16 protein-coding genes are annotated in these 20358 nt (G+C 70.5%); 7 read left to right on the forward strand and 9 right to left on the reverse strand.

What is annotated here, in order from left to right:
- Positions 1-8 precede the first annotated feature (8 nt).
- Together AB0H32_RS36310 and AB0H32_RS36315 are read left to right on the forward strand one after the other, a co-directional pair.
- Complete coding sequence (locus AB0H32_RS36310; protein ID WP_361129992.1) at positions 9-1967, forward strand: RiPP maturation radical SAM C-methyltransferase; 1959 nt, start codon at positions 9-11, stop codon at positions 1965-1967.
- A gap of 55 nt (positions 1968-2022) precedes the next feature.
- Positions 2023-2682, forward strand: coding sequence for a DUF5825 family protein (locus AB0H32_RS36315; RefSeq protein ID WP_361129949.1), 660 nt, complete (start codon positions 2023-2025; stop codon positions 2680-2682).
- Positions 2683-2845: 163 nt separating this feature from the next.
- Here AB0H32_RS36315 and AB0H32_RS36320 read toward each other — a convergent pair whose 3' ends face one another.
- On the reverse strand, positions 2846-3397 hold the full coding sequence (locus tag AB0H32_RS36320; protein ID WP_361129951.1) for an HD domain-containing protein: 552 nt from the start codon (positions 3395-3397) through the stop codon (positions 2846-2848).
- Between the two features lie 277 nt (positions 3398-3674).
- On the opposite strand from AB0H32_RS36320, the gene AB0H32_RS36325 reads away from it, so the two are divergent.
- Positions 3675-6008, forward strand: a complete 2334-nt coding sequence (locus AB0H32_RS36325) for a Tat pathway signal sequence domain protein (protein WP_361129954.1) — start codon at positions 3675-3677, stop codon at positions 6006-6008.
- 209 nt (positions 6009-6217) lie between these two features.
- Here the strand turns inward: AB0H32_RS36325 and AB0H32_RS36330 are convergent, their stop codons facing one another.
- Entirely contained in the window at positions 6218-7897 is a 1680-nt protein-coding gene (locus tag AB0H32_RS36330) for an immunity 49 family protein (RefSeq protein ID WP_361129957.1), read from the reverse strand.
- Between the two features lie 145 nt (positions 7898-8042).
- Positions 8043-9494, reverse strand: a complete 1452-nt coding sequence (gene argG / locus AB0H32_RS36335; RefSeq protein ID WP_361129959.1) for an argininosuccinate synthase — start codon at positions 9492-9494, stop codon at positions 8043-8045.
- 141 nt (positions 9495-9635) lie between these two features.
- Here argG and AB0H32_RS36340 point away from each other — a divergent pair, with 141 nt between their 5' ends.
- Positions 9636-10088 (forward strand): metallophosphoesterase, encoded by a 453-nt coding sequence (locus AB0H32_RS36340; protein ID WP_361129962.1) that lies wholly within the window; start codon positions 9636-9638, stop codon positions 10086-10088.
- Positions 10089-10271: 183 nt separating this feature from the next.
- On the opposite strand, the gene AB0H32_RS36345 is transcribed toward AB0H32_RS36340, so the two are convergent.
- From AB0H32_RS36345 to AB0H32_RS36355, 3 genes are all read right to left on the reverse strand, one after another.
- Positions 10272-10892 (reverse strand): hypothetical protein, encoded by a 621-nt coding sequence (locus tag AB0H32_RS36345; protein ID WP_361129965.1) that lies wholly within the window; start codon positions 10890-10892, stop codon positions 10272-10274.
- 5 nt (positions 10893-10897) lie between these two features.
- The gene (locus tag AB0H32_RS36350) at positions 10898-12100 is read right to left on the reverse strand and encodes a G1 family glutamic endopeptidase (protein WP_361129968.1); all 1203 of its coding nucleotides are present in this window, start codon (positions 12098-12100) and stop codon (positions 10898-10900) included.
- 110 nt (positions 12101-12210) lie between these two features.
- Positions 12211-13113 carry a LysR family transcriptional regulator gene (locus tag AB0H32_RS36355; RefSeq protein WP_361129971.1) on the reverse strand — a complete coding sequence of 301 codons (903 nt, stop codon included), beginning with the start codon at positions 13111-13113 and terminating at the stop codon, positions 12211-12213.
- A 202-nt stretch (positions 13114-13315) separates the two neighbouring features.
- Here AB0H32_RS36355 and AB0H32_RS36360 point away from each other — a divergent pair, with 202 nt between their 5' ends.
- Entirely contained in the window at positions 13316-13894 is a 579-nt protein-coding gene (locus AB0H32_RS36360) for a hypothetical protein (protein ID WP_361129974.1), read from the forward strand.
- Between the two features lie 31 nt (positions 13895-13925).
- Here the strand turns inward: AB0H32_RS36360 and AB0H32_RS36365 are convergent, their stop codons facing one another.
- Positions 13926-15572, reverse strand: a complete 1647-nt coding sequence (locus tag AB0H32_RS36365) for an APC family permease (protein ID WP_361129977.1) — start codon at positions 15570-15572, stop codon at positions 13926-13928.
- A 49-nt stretch (positions 15573-15621) separates the two neighbouring features.
- Positions 15622-16860 (reverse strand): FAD-dependent oxidoreductase, encoded by a 1239-nt coding sequence (locus AB0H32_RS36370; protein ID WP_361129980.1) that lies wholly within the window; start codon positions 16858-16860, stop codon positions 15622-15624.
- Positions 16861-17195: 335 nt separating this feature from the next.
- Between AB0H32_RS36370 and AB0H32_RS36375 the strand changes: the two genes are divergently transcribed.
- Both AB0H32_RS36375 and AB0H32_RS36380 read left to right on the forward strand, forming a co-directional pair.
- Positions 17196-18431 (forward strand): PP2C family protein-serine/threonine phosphatase, encoded by a 1236-nt coding sequence (locus AB0H32_RS36375; RefSeq protein WP_361129983.1) that lies wholly within the window; start codon positions 17196-17198, stop codon positions 18429-18431.
- 189 nt (positions 18432-18620) lie between these two features.
- Positions 18621-19499 carry an MBL fold metallo-hydrolase gene (locus AB0H32_RS36380; RefSeq protein WP_361129986.1) on the forward strand — a complete coding sequence of 293 codons (879 nt, stop codon included), beginning with the start codon at positions 18621-18623 and terminating at the stop codon, positions 19497-19499.
- A gap of 80 nt (positions 19500-19579) precedes the next feature.
- On the opposite strand, the gene AB0H32_RS36385 is transcribed toward AB0H32_RS36380, so the two are convergent.
- Positions 19580-20358 (reverse strand): XdhC/CoxI family protein (locus tag AB0H32_RS36385; RefSeq protein ID WP_361129989.1); only part of this gene is annotated, 779 nt, incomplete at its 5' end.

A 20358-nucleotide genomic window follows, 5' to 3' on the forward strand; every position in this document is an offset into this window, starting at 1 on the left:
AGCCGACCGTGCGCGTTCTCCTGCTCAACATGCCCTGGTCGCCCATCGACCTGCCCTCCCTGGCCCTGGGCATCCTCAAACGCAGTGTCGACGAGCGCGTTGCGGGCGCGACGTGCGAGGTGCTGCACGCCAACCTGGAATTCACCGACTGGATCACCCGGCGCACCGAGTTCTCCGCGGAGGACTACGAGTACTACGCCCTGTCGTCCTACTTCCTCGGCTGCGGCGACTGGGTGTTCTCCAGCGCCCTGTACGACGATCCGGCCTGGAAGGACGCCGAGTTCGCCGAGGCGATGACCGGCAAGCTGCGCTCGGCACGGATGCGGATGACACGCCACCTGCACGAGATCGTGCCCGAGTTCGTGACGGAGATCGCCCGTCGGGTGGCGGCGCTGGCGCCCGATGTCGTGGGGCTGACGTCCACGTTCCAGCAGAACACCGCCGCTCTTGCGGTGGCTCGGCACATCAAGCGGCTCGCCCCGCAGATCGTGACGGTCATGGGCGGAGCCAACTGCGACGCCGAACAGGGTGCGGCCGTGCACCGCAACTTCCCGTTCGTCGACTTCGTGGTGCGCGGCGAGGGCGAGGACGCCTTCCCCCGGCTGCTCGAAGCGCTGCGGGACGGATCGGAGCCGGACGCGTTCGCCGGCATCCCGGGGCTGTGCCATCGCCCCGACGGCGCCTCCTCCACCGCCAACCCGATGCCCACCGGTCCCCTGCCCCCCGCGGCCATCCTGCCCCCGGACTACAGCGGTTACTTCGAACGCCTCGCAGGGTCCGTCGCCCGCAACTGGGTGGAGCCCAAGCTGGTCGTCGAGGGCGCCCGCGGCTGCTGGTGGGGGGAGAAGCACCACTGCACGTTCTGTGGTCTGAACGGCTCGTTCATGGAGTTCCGCAGCAAGAGCCCGGACACCTTCTACCAGGAGATCATGGACCTGGCGGAGCGCCATCGCGTCCTCGACATGTACGTCGTCGACAACATCCTGGACATGCGGTACCTGTCCACCGTGCTGCCCCGGATCATCGACAGCGGCTACGACCTGCGCATGCACATCGAGATCAAGGCGAACATGCGCCGCCCGCAGCTGCAGATCCTGGCCGACGCCGGACTCATCTACGTCCAGCCGGGCATCGAGAGCCTCAACAGCCAGGTGCTCGACCTCATGGACAAGGGGGTCAGCGGCTGCCAGAACGTGCGCATGCTCCGGGACGCGGCCGAGACGGGACTGTCCGTCTCCTGGAACTACCTGCACGGCTTCCCCGGCGAAACCGCCGCGGACTACGACCCCGTCATCCGCCAGCTGCCAGCGCTGGAGCACCTGAACCCGCCGGTCGACCTGTCCGCCCGGATCGCCATCGAACGCTTCAGCCCCTACTTCAACAGGCCCGAACTGGGCTTCACCGGACTGCGCCCCGAGGAGCACTACCTGTTCACCTACGACCTGCCCGAGGAGGAGCTGTACGACCTGGCCTATGTCTTCCAGGCTCCCGAACGCGGCATCGGCAAGGACACGGTGACGCGGCTGAACGACGCCATCGCCGCGTGGAAGAAGCACCACACCGACGCCAGGCTCACCCACACCGACCTCGGGGACGAGATCGTCCTGGTCAGCCGGAGGCACTCCTCCGACTGGCAGTCCGTGCGCCTGACCGACCCGTTCGCCCTCGCGGTGTTCCGTCTCCTGGACCAGCCGCACTCCCCCACGGCCCTGCACCGCAAGGCGACCTCCGCCGCCGGCTTGGGCGACCGAACTCCCGAGGACGTACAGGCCCTGCTGGACACCTGGACCGCTCTGGGCGTGACCTTCACCGACGCGGGCCAGTACGTCCACATCGCACCCGCCTCCGTCAACCAGGACCTCCTGCGCCTGGACTACATGCGCCACGTGCACGCCCGCCCCACGGCCGAACCGGCCGGGGAACCCGTCACCGCGGCTCACGGCGCACCGGCTCCCGCGCTCCCCTGACCTCGCCGACGCGCCCACGCGCCGATCCGTCCCCGGCCACCGACAAGGACCGACCATGTCACCGAGCACATCGAACCCGGCCGTCCAGGCCTGGCGCGACCACGACCCCGAGGCCCGGACACTGCCGGGCATGTCCCTGGGCCACGTCCCGCTCGGCGCGGATCCCGGCGACGCCGAACGGCTGTGGGCCATGGGCACACGACGCGCCGAACTCGACATCCCCGTGGACCTCGCCGCTCCCGGGCGGGCCGCCGCCCGCGCGGCGATCGACCGGCTCTGCCTGGTCCGCGACCTGACGGCACGCGCCGTCCAGGTCGACTGGGATCTGTCCCTGCCCCCGGACCGGGCCGACCACCTGTGGAAGGTGCTGTCCCATCTGCACCCGCCACGCACCGTCGCCGGCCTCGCCGACGCCGACACGGCCCTGCACGCCTGGCGAACCCGCCACTACCTCTGCAAGCTCGTATGGCGCCGCGGCCCGGGCTTCCTCCAGATCCGCGACCGGCGCTGGGGCGATCTGCGCCGGTTCACCGCCGACGATCCCCGCTACCCGGCCGCCATCGCCCGGCTCGACCGGGGCGTGCACCACACGGACATCTCCGCCGACATCCTTCAGGAGCTCACCGCGGAACATCTTGTCCTGCGCGCGGACGACCTCGTCTGGTGGCTGCCGTACCACGTCTCCCGCTGGCTCCAGGAGGCCATGGCCGTGTAGGCCGTGCCGCGCCCCACCACCCTGACGCGTCCGGTGCGCCCGGCGACCGGACGCGCACAGGCATGCGGTCAGGTCCGGCCGGACACGCGGTCCCCGGTACCCGACGGAACCCGGCACGGCAGCGTCGCCACCCGGAACCGGCGGCGACCTGTCCCGGGGCGTCTCAGTGGGCGGCAGCGGCGACGCGCTCCACGACGGGTCGCCAGGACTCCAGTGCCGCCACCTGCAGACCCACCACTTTCCCCGCGTCGTCGGCGCGGCGCAGCGCCACCGCCGCCGCGAAGTCGGGGTCGGCCTCGAAGTCCGCGATCTCGTCGCGCGTCATCGGCCCGCCCTGGCAGCCGAGCGTGCGGGCGCTCTCCGGCGACAGCACGAGGCCCGGATCGGCGGCGGCCAGATAGCGCTTGGCGGGAATGTGCAGGGCGACCAGGCGAGCCACCCGTGCCCCCAGCAGGCCCTCGACCGCCCTCGCGGCATGTGTGCCGTGGCCCGCTTCGTCGTCGGGGACGAGGTGGTGGCCGATGTCGTGGACGAGCCCGGCCACCTGCAGTTGCTCGTCCTCCGGGTGGCGCTCGGCCAGCACGGAGGCGACCTGGAGGCCGTGGTCGAGGACGGCCACCGGGTCGCCGGAGCGGTCCGGGCGGTCCCAGACGTCCTCGCAGTCGGCCAGCAGCGCCATCAGCTCGTCGACGGAGGGAATGCGGTCGTGCGTCATGCCGCCACCGTGCCCCGGCCCGGGGTACGGCAGGTGACGGCAGGATGTTCTTTTCTTCCTGCCGCCGACCCCTCGTGTCGCCAACTTCCCCATACATCGGATGAGTCACTGCCCTCCACGCATGCGTTCCCGCAGGAGGAAGTCCGAATCCGCTGATAAATAGACTCATATCGACCTTCGCTCGTCGCGGATGGAGTCATTGACAGGTGCACGCGGCATGCCTAGGTTCTCCGATACACCCGATGTCTCGACGACCCGTCAGCTCTGGAGGACGATGATGACCTCGCAGTCGGGGAAGCGCTCGGCGGTGCCGCGCAGAGCCGTGCTCGGCACCGCGCTGGGCGGGGCGGCAGCGGCGGCCCTGCCCGGGACGGCCCACGCCGAACAGCCCGCGCAGCCGGTCCGGGCCGACACCGGTCCCACGGCCGAGGGCGGCGGACGCCCCTGGAAGCTGCGCGACACGATGACCGGCGAGGGCGCCTGGGAGCGGTTCCTGCGCGATCAGGACCTGATCTGGGCCAGGATGCCCGCCCTCTGGCACGAGGGCCCCTTCCTCGGCGACGGCCTGCTCGGCAGCATGATCCACCAGGAGCCCGGCGCCAACCAGGTCCGCTTCACGGTGCAGCACGGCCGCGTCCAGGACCACCGGCCCGAGTTCGGCAGCGGGTGGGGCACCTGCCGCCTGCCGGTCGGGCATCTCACCCTCGAACCGGCCGGCACCATCACCGCGGCCGACTGGCGGCTGAGCCTGTGGAACGCCGAACTCACCGGCACCGTGACCACCACCGCGGGCACGCTCACCCTCGCCGCCCTCATCCACGACGAGGTCCTGGCCGTCCGCGTGAGAGCAGGAGGCGGCGAACGGGTCGTCTGGACGTTCCATCCCGAGGAGGCAGTCAGCCCCCGGAGCCTGAGCGAGGCCCCGCCCTCCGGCTACACCCCCAATCCGCCCTGGACCACGCGCACCGCCTCCGACGGCACCCGGCAGGTCCTCCAGCCCCTCACCGGCGGCGGCCAGACCGCCACCGCGTACCGGCGCACCGACGACGACCTGCTCCTGAGTGTCGGACACAGTTCGCCCTCCGACAGCGCCGCCGAGGCCGCCTCCCTGCACAACCTCCGGCGCGCGACGTCGTACGCAGCCCTGCGACGGCGGCACATCCGCTGGTGGCACGACTTCTATGGCAAGAGCTTCGTCTCGTTCCCCGACCAGCGGCTGCAGAGCTTCCACTGGATCCAGCTGTACAAGGTCGCCTCGGCCAGCCGTGCGAACGGCCCCGTCATGGCCACCTCCGGGCCATGGCTGGAGCCCACGCCCTGGCCCGCCGTCTGGTGGAACCTCAACGTCCAGCTGGAGTACTGGCTCATCCATGGGTTCAACCACCCGGAGCTGGACTCGCTCGCCACCACCCTGCGGCAGAGCCAGGAACAGCTCATGGCCAACGTTCCCGCCCCCTACCGCGCGGACAGCTCCGGCATCGGCCGCAGCTCCGACATGTTCGCCGACCGCGGCGTGGGGGAACCGGGCACCGGCGCCGAGACCGGCGACCTCACCTGGGCCCTGCACAACGTGTGGCTGTCCTACCGGCACTCCATGGACAAGGCCCTGCTGCGCGACACCGTCTTCCCGGTCCTTCGCCGGGCGGTCAACTACTACCTGCACTTCCTCACGCCGGGCAGCGACGGCAGGCTCCACCTGCCGAGCACGCTCTCGCCCGAATACCCCGTCGTACCGCCGCAGGACACCAACTACGACCTCGCCCTGATCCGCTGGGGCTGCCGGACGCTCGTCGAGTCGGCCCGACTGCTCGGCATCGACGACGAGTTGATACCGCGCTGGCAGGAGGTGCTGGCCAGGCTCACCCCGTACCCGGTCGACGAGAACGGCTTCATGATCGGCGCCGGCACCCCGTACGCGCAGTCCCACCGGCACTACTCGCACCTGCTGATGGTGTACCCCCTGTACCTCGTCAACTGGGACCAGCCCGAGAGCCGCGACCTGATCGCGAAGTCGGTTGCCCACTGGCACGCGCTGACCGGCGCCCACCGCGGCTACAGCTACACCGGGGCCGCCTCGATGTACGCCATGACCGGTGACGGGGACACGGCGATCACGTACCTGCGGAAGTTCTTCGACCCCACCACCCGCTTCCCCTGCCGCGCCAACACGCACTACACCGAGGCCGGTCCGGTCATCGAGACGCCCCTGTCGGCCTCGCAGTCCCTGCATGACATGTTCTGCCAGAGCTGGGGCGGTGTGATCCGCGTGTTCCCGGCCGTCCCGAGAGCCTGGGCGGACGTCACACTGCACAACTTCCGCACCCAGGGCGCCTTCCTGGTCAGTGCCGTGCGCAAGGCCGGGACGACCCGCTTCATCCGGATCAGAAGCCTGGCGGGCGAGCCGCTCAGGCTCCGGCACGGCCTCGGTTCGACGCTCACCGTGCTGCTGGACGACGGCACCCCGGCGCACACCCAGGACCTGGGCGACGGCACCCTCGCCATCGACCTGCCCCGGGGACGCGAGGTCCTCGTCCACTCCGGGTCCCGGCCCGACCTCGTCATCGCGCCCGTCGCCGTCAGCGAGCCGGGCCCGGCCTGGGGCCTGCCGTAGCGGTCGACGCCACCTTGTCAAGAGGGTGTCCAGTGACGGGCGTACGGTCATCGAGCCGTCGCCTCTCGCCCTCGTCACCGAACAGGCCGGCGACACGCTCGGCGTCGATGCCGTCGCCAACGGGGGCTTCGCCGGGATCGCCTGTCGTCGGCACCCCGGCATCAGCACCGGCTCCCGCCGGGCGGTCCGTCAGGCCCGGGCGCACGCTGTCAGGGGATGTCCTCGATCCGTTGGCGGTCGAGCAGGCACGTGGGCAGGTGCGGCTGATCCGGCGCGACGGGGAATCCGTGGTCGTGGGCGAGGCTCGCCATCGCGAGCGGTCCGAGCGCCACCCGGGCTCGTGGCGCCACCGATTCACCCCAGTAGCCTGCGTGTTCCGTGACCGCTTCGGCAAGCGCCGCAGCGAAGGCGTCGTGGTCGCCCGCGATGAGGCGGTGGAAGAGGGCGGTCGGCTGGTAGTCGATCCGGTTGACGAAGTCCTTCGGCGCGTGGGTCAGGGCGTCGGGCATGGACGTCTCCATGGTGGCGAGCAGCTTCTGCACGACGTCGTCCATGGAGCGGCGGGAGAAGTAGGTCTGCAGAGTGTCGATCCAGTTGAGGACGTACTCGTCCACGGAGTCGTCCTGGCGCAGCGTCTCCAGCGGCACCTGGCACAGCCGGTCGATCCGGTCCTTCTGGCGGCACACGACCGCGAGGTAGAGGGCGTCGAGCCAGGCGCGGGCGTCCGCGGGCGGTTCGGCGGCCGTGGCGGGCAGGTGCCTGACGAGGTCCTCGCCCAGATGGCACTCCTGCGGCTGGGCACCGGTGAACAGTGCGGAACCCAGCTGGACCGCGGTGGCCCATGCGTCCCAGGTGTCGATGTGCGCCGCTCGGGGATCGGCGGCGCAGCGGGCGTGGGCGAGTGCGAGGGCGGACGCGAAGGCGTCGGCCAGTCCTGCCGGGTCCTGGCCGAGGCGTCCCATCGACTCGGCTGTGGTGCGGGTGAGTTCGACCGGGTCGGGAGCCTCGGCCGCGGTACGCGGGGCCAGCCGGCCGGCGCGGTCGAGGCGGACCAGGCCCTTCATCAGGCCCAGCAGTTGCGGGGGCGGCTGCAGGGAGAAGGTGAGGGTGTCGCGGTCGATGACCGTGAGCGAGGTCAGGCTGCCGCGGTGCCACCAGTACACCCGCGGTGACAGCGCGCCCGGCCCGTCCTCGTGAGCGCCGAGAGCGTATGCGGCAAGGCTGTTGACGGCGTCCACGACGGAGCCGTCGGCGATCGGGTGGTACACCAGGTTGTGCCGCGTCGGTACGACGACGAGAGCGCCGGCGTCGGGGAGCGGCTCGCCGACGACCTGCCGGGCCGCTGCGTCCAGGAACAGTGCCTTGCCGGCAGTGAACGGGGAGTCTCCGTACAGGGAGTGCAGCCTCGCCCGCCCTTCGACGGGCACTTCGTCGTGCTGGACAGGCACGCGCATCAGATTCGTGTACGCCGCCCGGCCCAGCTCCTCGATCCCGGCGCGCTCCACGTCGCGGTCGGTGAGGATCCGCACGCTGGTGGGTCCGTCGAGGGCATAGGCGAAGACGAGTCCGTCGGCCACCACACGGGCGTAGCGCAGAGCGCCGGCGAGTTCGGGGGTGAGCGACTCGGCGGGCAGCAGCCGGGCATGCACGCCGCGCAGCAGTTCCTCCGCGCTCTCGTCGCCCTTGCTCGCCTGCTGCAGCCGGGCGAAGTGTGCGGCGACCAGGCCGGGCCACCGCTCCTCGGGCGCCTTGCGGCATATGTGTGCGAGATTGTGCAGGGAGTGGTGGTGGCCGTCCTGGGCGTAGGGGGCGGCCAGCGTCCGCAGGTGCGAGGCCTGCGCGGAAGTCAGCATCGGGAGAACGGAGTCGGGTGTGTCGTCTGGTTTCATCCCCACGAACTCTACGAGGCCCGTGCGCGACGTGGTGACACCGAGGCAGGTCCTTGCGAGCTGCAGCGGCAGTGGGCCCGGCGGAGCACACCCGCCGGGCCCACTGCCCGTGCACAGGTGACTGCTGAACAGGTGACTGCCGGTGTCAGTCCGTGCCGGACTCCATCGCGGCGCGGTCCAGCATCGTCTCCTCTTCCTCGGCGGCCTCGCCGCGCGAGGCGATCACCTCGGCGCCGCCCCTGTCCATCGCGCCGATCAGACCGGTCGAGGCGGCCTGTGCCGCGCCGATCAGCGTGGGGTGACCGCTGCCGACCATGCCCAGGACCGCGTACTGTTCGAGCCGCGCGCGGGAGTCGGCGATGTCGAGGTTGCGCATGGTGAGCTGGCCGATCCGGTCCGAGGGGCCGAACGCCGAGTCCTCGGTGCGCTCCATGGAGAGCTTGTCCGGGTGGTAGCTGAACGCCGGACCGGTGGTGTCGAGGAGTGAGTAGTCCTCACCGCGCCGCAGCCGCAGGGTCACCTCGCCGGTGATCGCCGCTCCGACCCAGCGCTGCAGCGACTCGCGCACCATCAGCGCCTGCGGGTCCAGCCAGCGACCCTCGTAGAGCAGCCGGCCGAGGCGCCGGCCCTCGTTGTGGTACTGGGCGACGGTGTCCTCGTTGTGGATCGCGTTGACCAGGCGCTCGTATGCCGCGTGCAGCAGGGCCATGCCCGGAGCCTCGTAGACGCCGCGGCTCTTGGCCTCGATGATCCGGTTCTCGATCTGGTCGGACATGCCCAGGCCGTGGCGGCCGCCGATGGCGTTCGCCTCCATCACCAGGTCGACGGCGGAGGGGAACTCCTTGCCGTTGATCGTCACCGGGCGGCCCTGTTCGAAGCCGATCGTCACGTCCTCGGTGAGGATCTCGACGTCGGGGTCCCAGAACCGCACCCCCATGATCGGCTCGACGGTCTCGATGCCGGTGTCCAGGTGCTCCAGGGTCTTGGCCTCGTGGGTGGCGCCCCAGATGTTGGCGTCGGTGGAGTACGCCTTCTCCGTGCTGTCGCGGTAGGGCAGGTTGTGGGCGAGGAGCCACTCCGACATTTCCTTGCGGCCGCCGAGTTCGGTCACGAAGTCCGCGTCCAGCCAGGGCTTGTAGATCCGCAGGTGCGGGTTGGCGAGCAGGCCGTAGCGGTAGAACCGCTCGATGTCGTTGCCCTTGAAGGTGGAGCCGTCGCCCCAGATCTGTACGTCGTCCTCGAGCATCGCCCGGACCAGGAGCGTACCGGTGACGGCGCGGCCGAGCGGCGTGGTGTTGAAGTAGGGGCGCCCGCCCGAGCGGATGTGGAAGGCACCGCAGGCGAGTGCGGCCAGGCCCTCCTCGACCAGCGCCTCGCGGCAGTCGACCAGCCGCGCGACCTCGGCGCCGTAGGTCTTTGCGCGGCCGGGCACCGAGTCGATGTCGGGCTCGTCGTACTGGCCGATGTCGGCGGTGTACGTGCACGGGACGGCGCCCTTGTCGCGCATCCAGGCAACCGCGACCGACGTGTCGAGGCCGCCCGAGAACGCGATGCCGATGCGCTCGCCGACGGGGAGGGAGGTGAGGACCTTGGACATGGGAAGACTATGCCATGAATCGCATCTTTATGCAAAGCGCCTGGTCCGGGTCTGTCGTGGCGGCCGGATCTTCCGCCGGATCCACCGAGCGTGCCTGAAAGGCCATGGCCCGGCGTGGGCGCCGCAGGCTGACGTCGGTCGATGCAGATCCTGCATCTTTCCGACACTCATCGCGACCCGTCGGGTGGCCCTGACACCGACGGGGCCGACGGCACTGCGGCACTCCGCCGCCTGCCGGCCGAACTGGACCACCTGCACGACCTCGACGCGATCGTGGTCACCGGCGATGTCGCGGACGACGGTTCCCGCGAGGCGTACGAGCGGGCGCGCGGGATGCTGTCCGAATGCGCCGGCCGACGAGGCGCGAGAGTCTTCTTCACGACCGGCAACCACGACGACCGCACCGCGTCCGCCGATGTGCTCGGCAGCGGCCACGTCCAGCCCGAGGCGGTGTATGCGGGAGCGGCGGGTGAGCGGGCAGCGGCAAGCACGGTCGACGGATGGCGGCTGATCACGCTGGACACGCTCGACCCTACGAAGCCGACGGGGAGGAGATGCGCGAGGTCATCGAGCGGCTCGGCCCCTCCACGGTGAGCCCGAACCGAGCCCGGGCTCACGCTGCACCGCCCCTTGCCGCCGGTGCCCAGTGGCTCTCCGCTCCCGTGGACAGAGCCAATCGGTGCCGAACCCCAGGGGTCATTGCCGATCGGTACCGAACCCGTACAGGGATCGCTCCGCTCAGCGCTGATCACCGCAGGGAGGCCTGGGAGTACGCACTCAACGCTCGCGCAGTACGTACTCGTAGCCGATCTGGGGCTGGGGCGGGAGCCAGTGCTGGTGGGCGCCGCCGGCGGGGCAGGTGCCGTTGGAGCCGTTGCCGGTGAAGAAGAGGCCGGAGCACTTGATGCACAGGAACCACTTCCGCTGGCCACCGGGCCCGTTGACGCCGTCGGGCAGCGCCTCGATCTTGTAGTTGCCCGAGCCGGACCAGTTGTGCCAGCGCAGCGAGACCTTGCTGTTGGGGCAGTACGAGGTCGTCCGCCCGCTGTCCCACCACCCCTGCGACCACAGTGCGGCACAGGCGCGGCACCACCTCCAGTAGGTGTCGCCGACGCCCGGGTCGGTGTCGTAGAGCAGCACGTAGTCGCCGCTGCCGGCGCTCTGGTGCCCGTGGTCCCAGCCGAAGACGCCACTGCCGACCGGGCAGTATCCGCTGCCGTTGCCGGAGAACCACAGCTGGCTGCACTGGTGGCACCACGTCCACAGGTGCTGCCAGGCCTGGGCGGGTGAGGCGGTCGCCAGCGTGACGGTGGCGCCGGCAGCGAGCGCGAGCCCGCTTCCGGCCGCCGCGGTCAGCAGTGTGCGGCGCGATATCGAGGGTGTGTCGGCGCAAGACATGGAACCTACCCCTGGTGAGAGGAGACGGTGAAGTTGCTGTAGCCGCCGCTGTCGGTGGTGGCGGGCGAGGGGCCGTAGTCGATCCCCTTGTCGAACTGCCGGCTGCGGAGTGCGAGTGCGTCGTGGGCGCCGAGCGGCGCGCCGTCGACCGTGACGTAGGAGAACGGGATGTTGACGGTCGTCGGCCACGTTGCGCCCAGGGTGACATCGGGGCGCTCCGCGATGATCTCGGCGCTCTCCGAGCGTGCGTCGGGCGCCCTCTTGGTGAGCGTCTGGCGCTGTCCCGGCCGGGAGAGGTTGTCGATGGTGAGGATGTAGTCGGCGGGATCGGCGGTGCTTCGGACGACTGAGGCCGAGATGCGGTCCCCGGCCTGTACGACCATCGGGACCGGTTGCTCACGCGTGTCGGCGCCCGCGTCGATGACTTCCCAGAACGCTCGATGCTCCGGGTAGAGGCCGCCGCGGCAGGCGGCATGGACGCCGACCTGGACCAGGCTCTCGGTGTCGCTGGTGTCCAGCCCGTCCAGGCCCACCCAGACGCTGAGGTGGTTGTCGGGGTTGTCCTGGCAGATGAAGGCGGGCTCGGTCCACACTGCGGTGACGGCGTGGGGCGCCGCGTTGACGGGGCTGCTGGGCACCACGTAACCGGCCCAGTTGCCGTAGGGGCTGTCGGCGAGGTCGATGTCGTCGATCTGGACCCAGGAGTCCGCGCCGGGGGCGACGTAGCCCGCGTAGAGCGTGACGGAGGTGTTGGTGCCGGAGTTGAAGGCCATGGAGAGGTACTGGTAGGCGCCGTTGGTGAGGACCTTGCCGAAGTTCTTCTGGACGATCGTGCGGCCATTGCTTCCGCGCGCTCCGAAGTATCCGGTGGTGTAGTTGCCCGAGGTCCGCACCCAGCCCTCCAGGTGGTACACGGTCTGGGGTTTGACCGTCAGCGTCTGGGCGATGGCGTTCCAGTTGCGGCTGGAGGTACGGATGAACGCGTTCTTCCGACCGGTCTTCTGGTATCCGAGGTCTGTGTCGATGCCTTTGTAGTCCGGTCCTTCTCCCTTCCATGCGCCGGAGACTGTACGGCTGTTCTGCTCCTCGAAACCCGGATCGCGGACCAGGCCGCTCGGGCGGGCGGAGGCCTCGGGGGCCAGACCGGTGAGGAGGGCCGCAATGGTGGCCGCGGCCACGGTCAGGGGCATGCAGCGCCGAAGTCGCATACGGGGCTCCAAAGTCAGCGGGGTCCGAGTGGACCGGAAACCAGCATCTTGGAACGGTGCGGCCGGTGTCGAAGTCCGCTTTCCTATGGCCGATAATCAGCGGTTATGGCTTACCGGGAATCCCGGATGGTCTGACGGGCGGTCAGAGATGCCAGTTCGGAGAACTGCAGCGGCAGTTCGCGCTGATCGTCGCGTCGGCGGGCTGCCACGGTCACCGCTCGGGGCAGGTCGAACAGTTCCACGATCCGGACACCCGCCGGAAGAGGGATGTTCCGGCATGTGTAGGGCCCTGGGCAGACCACTCGGTTCAGCTTGACCGACAACAGGAGTTCCTGGGGCGTTCCGACGGGCTGGCCGACGAACTGCGGCGGGAGGTCATTGCGCTGCGCGTACAACTGCCAGTACCGCCGCATTCGTTTCGAGACCACCGAGTCGACCAGAGGCAGGGGTTCGTCGATCACGTCCGCGAGTTTGACCTCGGGGGCGTCGTTCAACGGGTGACCGACCGGAACAGCCAGACCGTGCGGTTCGTCGATCAATTGCTCCCACACCAACAGCTCGGGATCGACGGGCAGTCGCATCAGGGCCACATCGATCTCCCCGTTGATCAGTGGCTGATCGCACTCGGCGAACCCGATCTCCCGCCAGGCCAGGCGCACCTGCGGATATGCCTCGGCGAACGCGCTCAGCACGGGGACATGGATCTCCATGGGCAGCGGAAGCGCGATTCCGATGCGTAGCGTGACGCGATCGTGCGCTGCCCGCCTGGCGGCACCGGCCGCCTCGTCCACCTCGGTCAGCACCTTGCGGACACGGTCGTAGAAGACCTCACCCGCCGGAGTGGGCACGGCTCCCCCGGGTCCCCGGCACAACAGGTCCACTCCCAATTCCCGCTCCAGATCCCGGATCTGCTGACTGAGTGCCGGCTGGGACACATGAAGACGGGCGGCGGCTCTGGTGAAACTGTTCTGCTCCGCCACGGCGATGAAATATCTGAAATGACGCAGCTCCATGGCCGCCCCCCTCGCAGCGAGTGCACGCCTCATCATCCCCGTGCGGGCCCTCCGCCGAGCGGGATTTCCAAACCTTTACAGCGGCAACCGGCAGCGGAATCGGCAGGGCCGTTTTCCGATCGGACTGATGACACCGTGGACTTCGGATGAGTCTTTTGTGGCTATGATGACGCCCGTTGATCAGGGATTTGAGGGGGACATGATGAGAGCCAACGTTCGGGGCAGAGCCGCTCTTGTTGCCACGGCCGGCATCCTTGGCACGCTTCCCGGCGTCGCCGGTGCCGCGGCCGCTCAGCCGCAGGCCACCGCGGCGGCTGCCTACGCGTGCTCGTACGGGGCGGTCTCGGCCGCCGACGCCGCCGGCTCAGCGGTTCCCACCGCCCGGCGCCCCGATGTGCCGCTGCACGCCCGTATCCGTGTCCGCAACAAGGAAGCCGTGGCGCTGACCAGGGCGACGTACGTCTTCGCCATCGGCAACCTCATGAAGAATCGCGGACCGGCCCCCCTCGTGCAGTGGCGCGTGGGCAAGGGGCACTGGCACAAGGCGAGCCTGCGCTGGAACGCGAAGACCAACGGCTCGCTCCCCCTGTGGAACTCCGGGAGCCTGTCCCTGGGAACCGTTCCCGCGCGAGGCACCCTCACCACCGAGATTTCCGTGACCTTTCCCAAGAGGTCGGTCAAGGCCGTCTACTCCGACTTCCTCGACTTCCACAGCGGTGTCTGCGGCAGCACCCGCCTCGACTGGTACACCGGCAACGGCTTCGAGTACTGGCCCTGGTAGAGGAAGCGGGCGATACGGCGGCCCTCCCGGGTCAGAGGATGTCCTCCTCCTCGGGGACCACGACCTGGTCGATCAGCGACTGGATCTTCTCGGTCGGCAGGGCGACCGCGAGGGCCCAGTAGTAGACGGCGAGGCTGAAGGCCGCGGTGACGCCGATGTCCCACCACAGCGGGAACCAGGGGTGCTTGAGCGGACCGAAGTCGCTGAGGTAGACGATCAGGCCCATGCCGACCAGGTAGGCGGGCAGCCACTGGGCGGCGTGCAGATCGAGTTGAGGGGTGATCGGGTTCATCCTGAACACCCGGTTGGCCACCAGGACGACGTAGCCGATGAGGATGGCGACGCCGAGCTTCCAGTCGGTGGTCCACCCCGACCACAGGATCAGCAGATTGGCGACGACGAAGGCCAGCGGCGACATCCAGCTGCCTCCGGGCAGGCGGTAGGGCCGGTGGGCCTGCGGCAGCCGGTTGCGGAACACCCCGAAGGAGAGCGGCGCTCCGGCGTACATGAGCACGCTGGCGCTGGTGATCAGCCCGACGAGGGAGCGCCAGCTGGGGAAGGGCAGGAAGCAGATGCAGCCGATCACGAAGGCGGTGATGAGCCCCGCCCAGGGGACGCCACGCCGGTTGGTGGCCTCGAACACGGAGGGCACGTAGCCGTTGCGGCTGAGGCCGTAGGAGACGCGGGAGGAGCCGGTGATGTAGATCAGGCCGGTGCCGGCAGGTGAGATCACGGCGTCGAGATAGAGGACCGTCGCCAGCCAGCCGAGGCCGATGAGGGTGGCGACCTGGGCGAACGGACCGCTGAGCGCATTGAACGCGGAAGTGGCCCAGTGACTGCCGATCTGGGACGCGGGCAGTGCGGCGAGGAAGGTCACCTGCAGGAGGATGTAGATCACGATGCCGAGGACGATCGACCCGATCACCGCGCGCGGGATGTCACGCTTGGGATTGGCGCTCTCCCCGGCGAGCTGGTCGGCCTGTTCGAAGCCCAGCAGCGCGAAGATGATGCCGCTGGTGGAGACGGCGGACAGGATGCCCTTGGCTCCGTAGGGGTCGAATCCGTCGGCCGCCGTGAAGTTGCTCGCGTGGAACTGGGCGACGGCGAACACGAAGATCGTCAGCAGCGGAACGCCGACCTTCCACCAGGTCGCCGCGCTGTTGGTGCGTGCCAGCAGACGGATGCTGAGGAAGTTGACGGCTGTGATGACCGCCATCAGGCCCACCGCTACGGCGATTCCGGGCGGGGTCAGGACGTGCTCGCCGCCCTGAACCTTCTCCCAGCCGCTCGCCCATGAGTAGTGCTGGGCGTAGGTGATCATCGCCAGCACTTCGATGGGTGCCACCGTGGCCGCCTGCAGCCAGGAGAACCAGCCGAAGGACGCGCCCGCGGCTCCGCCGAAGGCGTAGTGCGGAAAGCGGGCGGTGCCGCCCGAGACCGGATACATTCCGCCCAGTTCGGCGTGGACCAGCGCAAGAATCAGAATCGCGAGGCCGCCGATGGCCCAGGAGATGATCGCCGCGGGTCCGGCCGCCCCCAAGGCGCCCTGGGCGCCGAACAACCAGCCCGATCCGATGATCGAGCCCTCGGACGCCCAGATGAGTCCGATGAAGCCGATCTCGCGCCTCAGTCCCGGGCGATGGGATACGGAAGCGGGCGACGATGGTGATGCGGCCATGGCCAACGCCCCCTGTCCAGGGTGATGCTCACCACCATGGTGCCACTGTCTAGGGCCGGCGGAGGGCCGGGGCGGGCGGGCGTTCTCGCAGTGCGCCGTATCCGATGAAGTACGCGGGCAGACGGCGTGCCCAGCGCGACCCGGTGAGCAGACGCGCCAGGCGTTCGGCCCGCTCCGCGCTGCCGAGCGGTGGCCGGCCCTGCAGGACGGGGGCGATGACGCGGGCATGGGCCACCCGCTGCAGCGCCTGTGTGGCAACCGTGGTGGGACGGCGGCGGCGTTGCACGCCGCGTACGTCGTGCAGGGCCACCGTCCCGCGGCGCAGCGGCTCGGCCAGGTGGCGGGCGGCGGCCACGGCGTCCTGGACCGCGAGGTTGATCCCGATGCCGAAGACCGGGGACATCGCGTGCGCGGCGTCGCCGATGCACAGCAGGCCGGGGCGGTACCAGCGGCGCAGGCGGTCCAGGCGTACGTCGAGGAACTTGACCTCCTCCCACGCGTGCAGGGCGTGGGTGCGGTCGGCGATCCAGGGGACGGCGGAGGCGAAGTCGGCCTGGAAGCGGTCGAGGCCGGCGGCCCGGCGCTGCGCGTCGGTGCCCTTGGGGATGAGTGCGGCGCACTGCCAGTAGTCGCCGCGGTCGATCATCGCGGTCAGGAAGCGGTCGCCGGCCCCGCCGACGAGTCCGCGCGGGTCGCCCTCGTGGCGCGGCAGGCGGAACCACCAGGCGTCCATCGGGCAGGTGAAGCGGTGCAGTCCCAGTTCCGGCCGGGAACGGGCCAGTGATCCACGGCCGTCGCAGGCGACGGTGAGGACGGCGCGCAGCTCGCCGGTGCGGCCGTCGCTGGTGCGGTAGCGCACCCCGCTCACCCGTCCGGACTCGATGAGGAAGGACGTGGCTTCGGTGTTCATCCGCAGCTGGAAGGAGGGTTCGCGCCCGGCCTCCTCCGCCAGCAGGTCCAGCAGGTCCCACTGGGGCACCATCGCCACGTAGTTGTAGGGGCCGCGCAGCACCGAGAGGTCCCCGACCGTGGCCATGGAGCGGCCGGCTCCGACGGGCAGCTGGACGGTGCGCACCCGGCGCTGCGGCAGCCGGGCGAAGCGGTCGGCCAGGCCCAGGTCGTCGAGCAGGGCCAAGGTCGAGGGGTGGACGGTGTCGCCACGGAAGTCGCGCAGGAAGTCGGCGTGCTTCTCCAGCACCGTGACCGCGACACCGGATCGGGCCAGCAGCAGGGCGAGCACCATGCCCGCGGGGCCGCCTCCCACGACACAGCATGTGGTCCGTTCCATGGGAGTTCCGCCCTTCACGCGACCAGTAATTCATCACTCGATGAATACTATACTCCCCGCCTCGTACGGACGGCTGCTCCGAACGGATTCCGGGGCCGTGGCGACCGCCTCTTCGGCGCCGTCGGACCGTGCGACGGAACATGCCGCCAAGTGGAGCAATCGCCGGTGTGCCGCGACCGGGCGCAGGAGGCTGGACCTCTTGTCGGGGTCGTGTGACAGGAGTCCGGAGTGCGAAGGCCGCGAAAGCCGAACCGTCAGGCGTGTCGTCCGCCTGTACGTCTCGCCGTCCGGGTCGTCCGGGCAGCTCCGGCGGTGTCCGCGCGCAGGAGTGGCGGGTGAGGCACGGGCACACCAGGCGTATCGGCCGGGCGCCGGAGGCCGGCGCGGTCGTGCGGTACCGGCTTCCCGCGCCCCCGCCGTGGATGCGCTGGCTTCCGGTTCTGTACGTCGTGGCCCTTCTGGTGATCGAGCCCCTGACGCCTGCGGACTGGCCGGTGAGCTTCGCGCTGATCGTCGTGCCGCTGGTGACCGCATTCGCCCACGGGCCCCTCGTGGTCGCCGGTGCGACGGTGTTCTCGGTCCTGTTCGAGGGGGTACTGGCGGGCACCCCGTGCTGTGCGGGCCGGTCCGTCGGCTATCTGTGGGACCGCCATTACGTGGCCTCGTACATCTGCACCGCCCTGGTGGGTGCCCTCGGCACGATCCTGGCCGCCCATCGGACCCGCCGGGAGCGCACGCTCGCCGATGTGCGCTTCGTTGCGGAGATCGCGCAGCGCGTCCTGCTCAGACCGGTACCGCACCGGATCGGCAACCTCCTCCTGGAGAGCCTCTACCTCTCCGCCGACGCGGAGGCACGCATCGGCGGCGACCTCTACGAGGCCGTCCCCACGGCGTACGGGGTCCGGCTGCTCATCGGCGATGTCCGCGGCAAGGGTCTGGTCGCGGTCGAGACCGCCGCCGCCCTGCTCGGCGCGTTCCGCGAGGCCGCGCACGACGAGGCCGATCTTCCCACCCTGGCGGGCCGGGTGGAGACGAGCATGGACCGCAGGGCGGCACAACTGGGCGGAAGCGAGCTGGGCGAACGGTTCGTGACCGCCGTCTTCGCCGAGGTCCCCGCGGACGGCCGGGTCGTCCGCGTCGTCAACTGCGGCCACCCGCCGCCCGTCCTCATCCGCCGGGACGAGGTACGCGAACTGGACCGCGGGCGGTCGGCACCGCCGCTGAACCTCGGCATGCTCGTCGAGGACCCGTACCAGGTCGATGTCTACGACTTCCTGCCCGGCGACCAGCTCCTGCTGTACACGGACGGCATCACGGAGACCCGCGACCCGGGCGGGTCGTTCTACCCCCTTCTCCAGCGCCTGCGTTCCTGGGGGCCTCTCTCGCCCCGCGAGCTGCTGGAACAGCTCCACAACGACCTGCTGGCCTACAGCCACAACCAGCTGCAGGACGACACCGCGGCGCTCACCGCCTGTCTGCTGGCCGACGAGCGGGTCGCCCCCGCCCCGCCCGCGGCCGCGGCCGGGGCGGGCGCGGGCGCGGGCGGGAGCGGGGACGTCGAGCCCGGATGACGCCGGAGGGGCCGCTGCCCGCGAGCACCGCCCGAACGGCCGGTGTGTGCGTGCCCGCCCTGGCGGCCGGTGCACGCCCGCCCGCTCGATCGGGGGCGTGGTGACGCCTCCCGGCGCATGCTCGTACGTGCCCCGCACGAGATGTGGGCCGTACCCGGCCCGTCAGGACGCCACACGCACGGAGGCATCGTGGACAACGGCACGCACCCGATCGACTTCACCCGCACCGCTCCCGAGGCCCGCGCGCTGGACGTGCGGTGGATCCACGGTTCGCCGTCGGCCAAGCACAACACCGACCCCGACATCCAGGTCCACGCCTACGACGAGCACACGTTCATCCTGCGGCAGAACATGGCGGTCCACTACGAGGCGCCGTTCCTGTTCCTGCTCTGCGGCAACGAACGGGCCGTGCTGATCGACACCGGCGCCACCGAGGCCGCCGAGTTCTTCCCGCTGCGCCGGGTGGTCGACGGGCTTCTCGCGGACTGGCTCGCCCGGCATCCCCGGGACGGCTACCAGCTGCTCGTGCTGCACACCCACGGGCACGGTGACCACGTCGCGGGCGACGGCCAGTTCACGGGCCGTCCCGACACCGCGGTGGTCGGCGCCGACCGCGCCACCGCCTGGCGGTACTTCGGTTTCGACACGGACCCGGACGCCGTCGCCGCCGTCGACCTGGGCGGCCGGGTGCTGGAGTGTCTGGCCACCCCGGGTCACCAGGAGGCGGCCGTCACCTACTTCGACCCGGCCACCGGCCTCCTGCTCACCGGTGACAGCGTCTATCCCGGCCGGCTCTACATCGAGGACGTCACCGAGTTCACCCGCAGCATCGACCGCCTGATCGAGTTCGCCGACCGGCGGCCGGTCACGCATGTGCTCGGCTGCCACATCGAGATGACCACCGAGCCGGGCGTGGACTACCCGGTCCGCACCACCTACCAGCCCGAGGAGCCCCCGCTCCAGCTGACCACCGCCCACCTCCGCCGGATCCGTGAGGCGCTCACCGGGCTCGGCGACGACCTCACCCGGCGCGCCCACGACGACTTCGTCCTGTGCCCCAACGACTGAGCGGTCAGGGCCTCGGGTCCTCTGCCCCAACGACTGAGCGGTCAGGGCCTCGGGTCCTCCCGGACCGCCGAGGCATGTGCTCAGGCGGCCGTCGCCCCGCCGGGCCCCTGCCGGTCGCGGTGGATCGGGGTCTTCGAGCCGGTCAGGGGAACGCCCGTCCCGCCCCGCCGGGCGGCGACGATCTCCGCCGCGATCGACAGGGCGGTCTCCTCCGGCGTACGGGCGCCGAGGTCGAGGCCGATCGGAGAGCGCAGCCGGGCCAGCTCGCGCTCGCTCACACCCTCTTCGCGCAGGCGCCGATTGCGCTCCTCGTGGGTGCGGCGCGAGCCCATCGCGCCGACGAACGACACCGGCATCCCGAGCGCCGTCTTCAGCAGGGGTACGTCGAACTTCGCATCGTGGGTGAGCACGCACAGGACCGTGCGCGCGTCGGTCCCGGTGCGCCGCAGATATCGGTGCGGCCAGTCGACGACGACCTCGTCGGCGTCGGGGAAGCGGGCCCGTGTGGCGAAGACGGGGCGGGCGTCGCAGACGGTCACGTGGTAGCCGAGGAACTTGCCGGCGCGCGCCAGCGCCGACGCGAAGTCCACCGCACCGAAGACGATCATGCGCGGGGGCGGCACGTTCGACTCGACCAGCAGGGTCAGACCGCCGGGACAGTGCGATCCGTCCTCGGCGATGTCCACCGTGCCGGTGCGCCCGGTCTCCAGCAGGGCCCGGGCCTCGGCCGCCGTCCTCCGGTCCAGCTCCGGGTGCCCGCCCAGACCGCCCTCGTACGTGCCGTCCTCTCGCACCAGCAGGACCCGGCCGAGGAGTTCGGCCGGGCCGCGGGCGACCCGGGCGAGGGCCGCCGGTTCGC

It is taken from the genome of Streptomyces sp. NPDC020362, from assembly GCF_040642095.1.
Classification (GTDB): Bacteria; Actinomycetota; Actinomycetes; order Streptomycetales; family Streptomycetaceae; genus Streptomyces.

Coding starts and splice junctions, on each gene's coding strand:
- AB0H32_RS36325 (WP_361129954.1), top strand. CDS start 3,675: ATGACCTCGCAGTCGGGGAAGCGCTCGGCGGTGCCGCGCAGAGCCGTG.
- AB0H32_RS36345 (WP_361129965.1), bottom strand. CDS start 10,892: ATGTCTTGCGCCGACACACCCTCGATATCGCGCCGCACACTGCTGACC.
- AB0H32_RS36350 (WP_361129968.1), bottom strand. CDS start 12,100: ATGCGACTTCGGCGCTGCATGCCCCTGACCGTGGCCGCGGCCACCATT.
- AB0H32_RS36340 (WP_361129962.1), top strand. CDS start 9,636: ATGCAGATCCTGCATCTTTCCGACACTCATCGCGACCCGTCGGGTGGC.
- AB0H32_RS36330 (WP_361129957.1), bottom strand. CDS start 7,897: ATGAAACCAGACGACACACCCGACTCCGTTCTCCCGATGCTGACTTCC.
- AB0H32_RS36355 (WP_361129971.1), bottom strand. CDS start 13,113: ATGGAGCTGCGTCATTTCAGATATTTCATCGCCGTGGCGGAGCAGAAC.
- AB0H32_RS36360 (WP_361129974.1), top strand. CDS start 13,316: ATGAGAGCCAACGTTCGGGGCAGAGCCGCTCTTGTTGCCACGGCCGGC.
- AB0H32_RS36320 (WP_361129951.1), bottom strand. CDS start 3,397: ATGACGCACGACCGCATTCCCTCCGTCGACGAGCTGATGGCGCTGCTG.
- argG (WP_361129959.1), bottom strand. CDS start 9,494: ATGTCCAAGGTCCTCACCTCCCTCCCCGTCGGCGAGCGCATCGGCATC.
- AB0H32_RS36365 (WP_361129977.1), bottom strand. CDS start 15,572: ATGGCCGCATCACCATCGTCGCCCGCTTCCGTATCCCATCGCCCGGGA.
- AB0H32_RS36370 (WP_361129980.1), bottom strand. CDS start 16,860: ATGGAACGGACCACATGCTGTGTCGTGGGAGGCGGCCCCGCGGGCATG.
- AB0H32_RS36315 (WP_361129949.1), top strand. CDS start 2,023: ATGTCACCGAGCACATCGAACCCGGCCGTCCAGGCCTGGCGCGACCAC.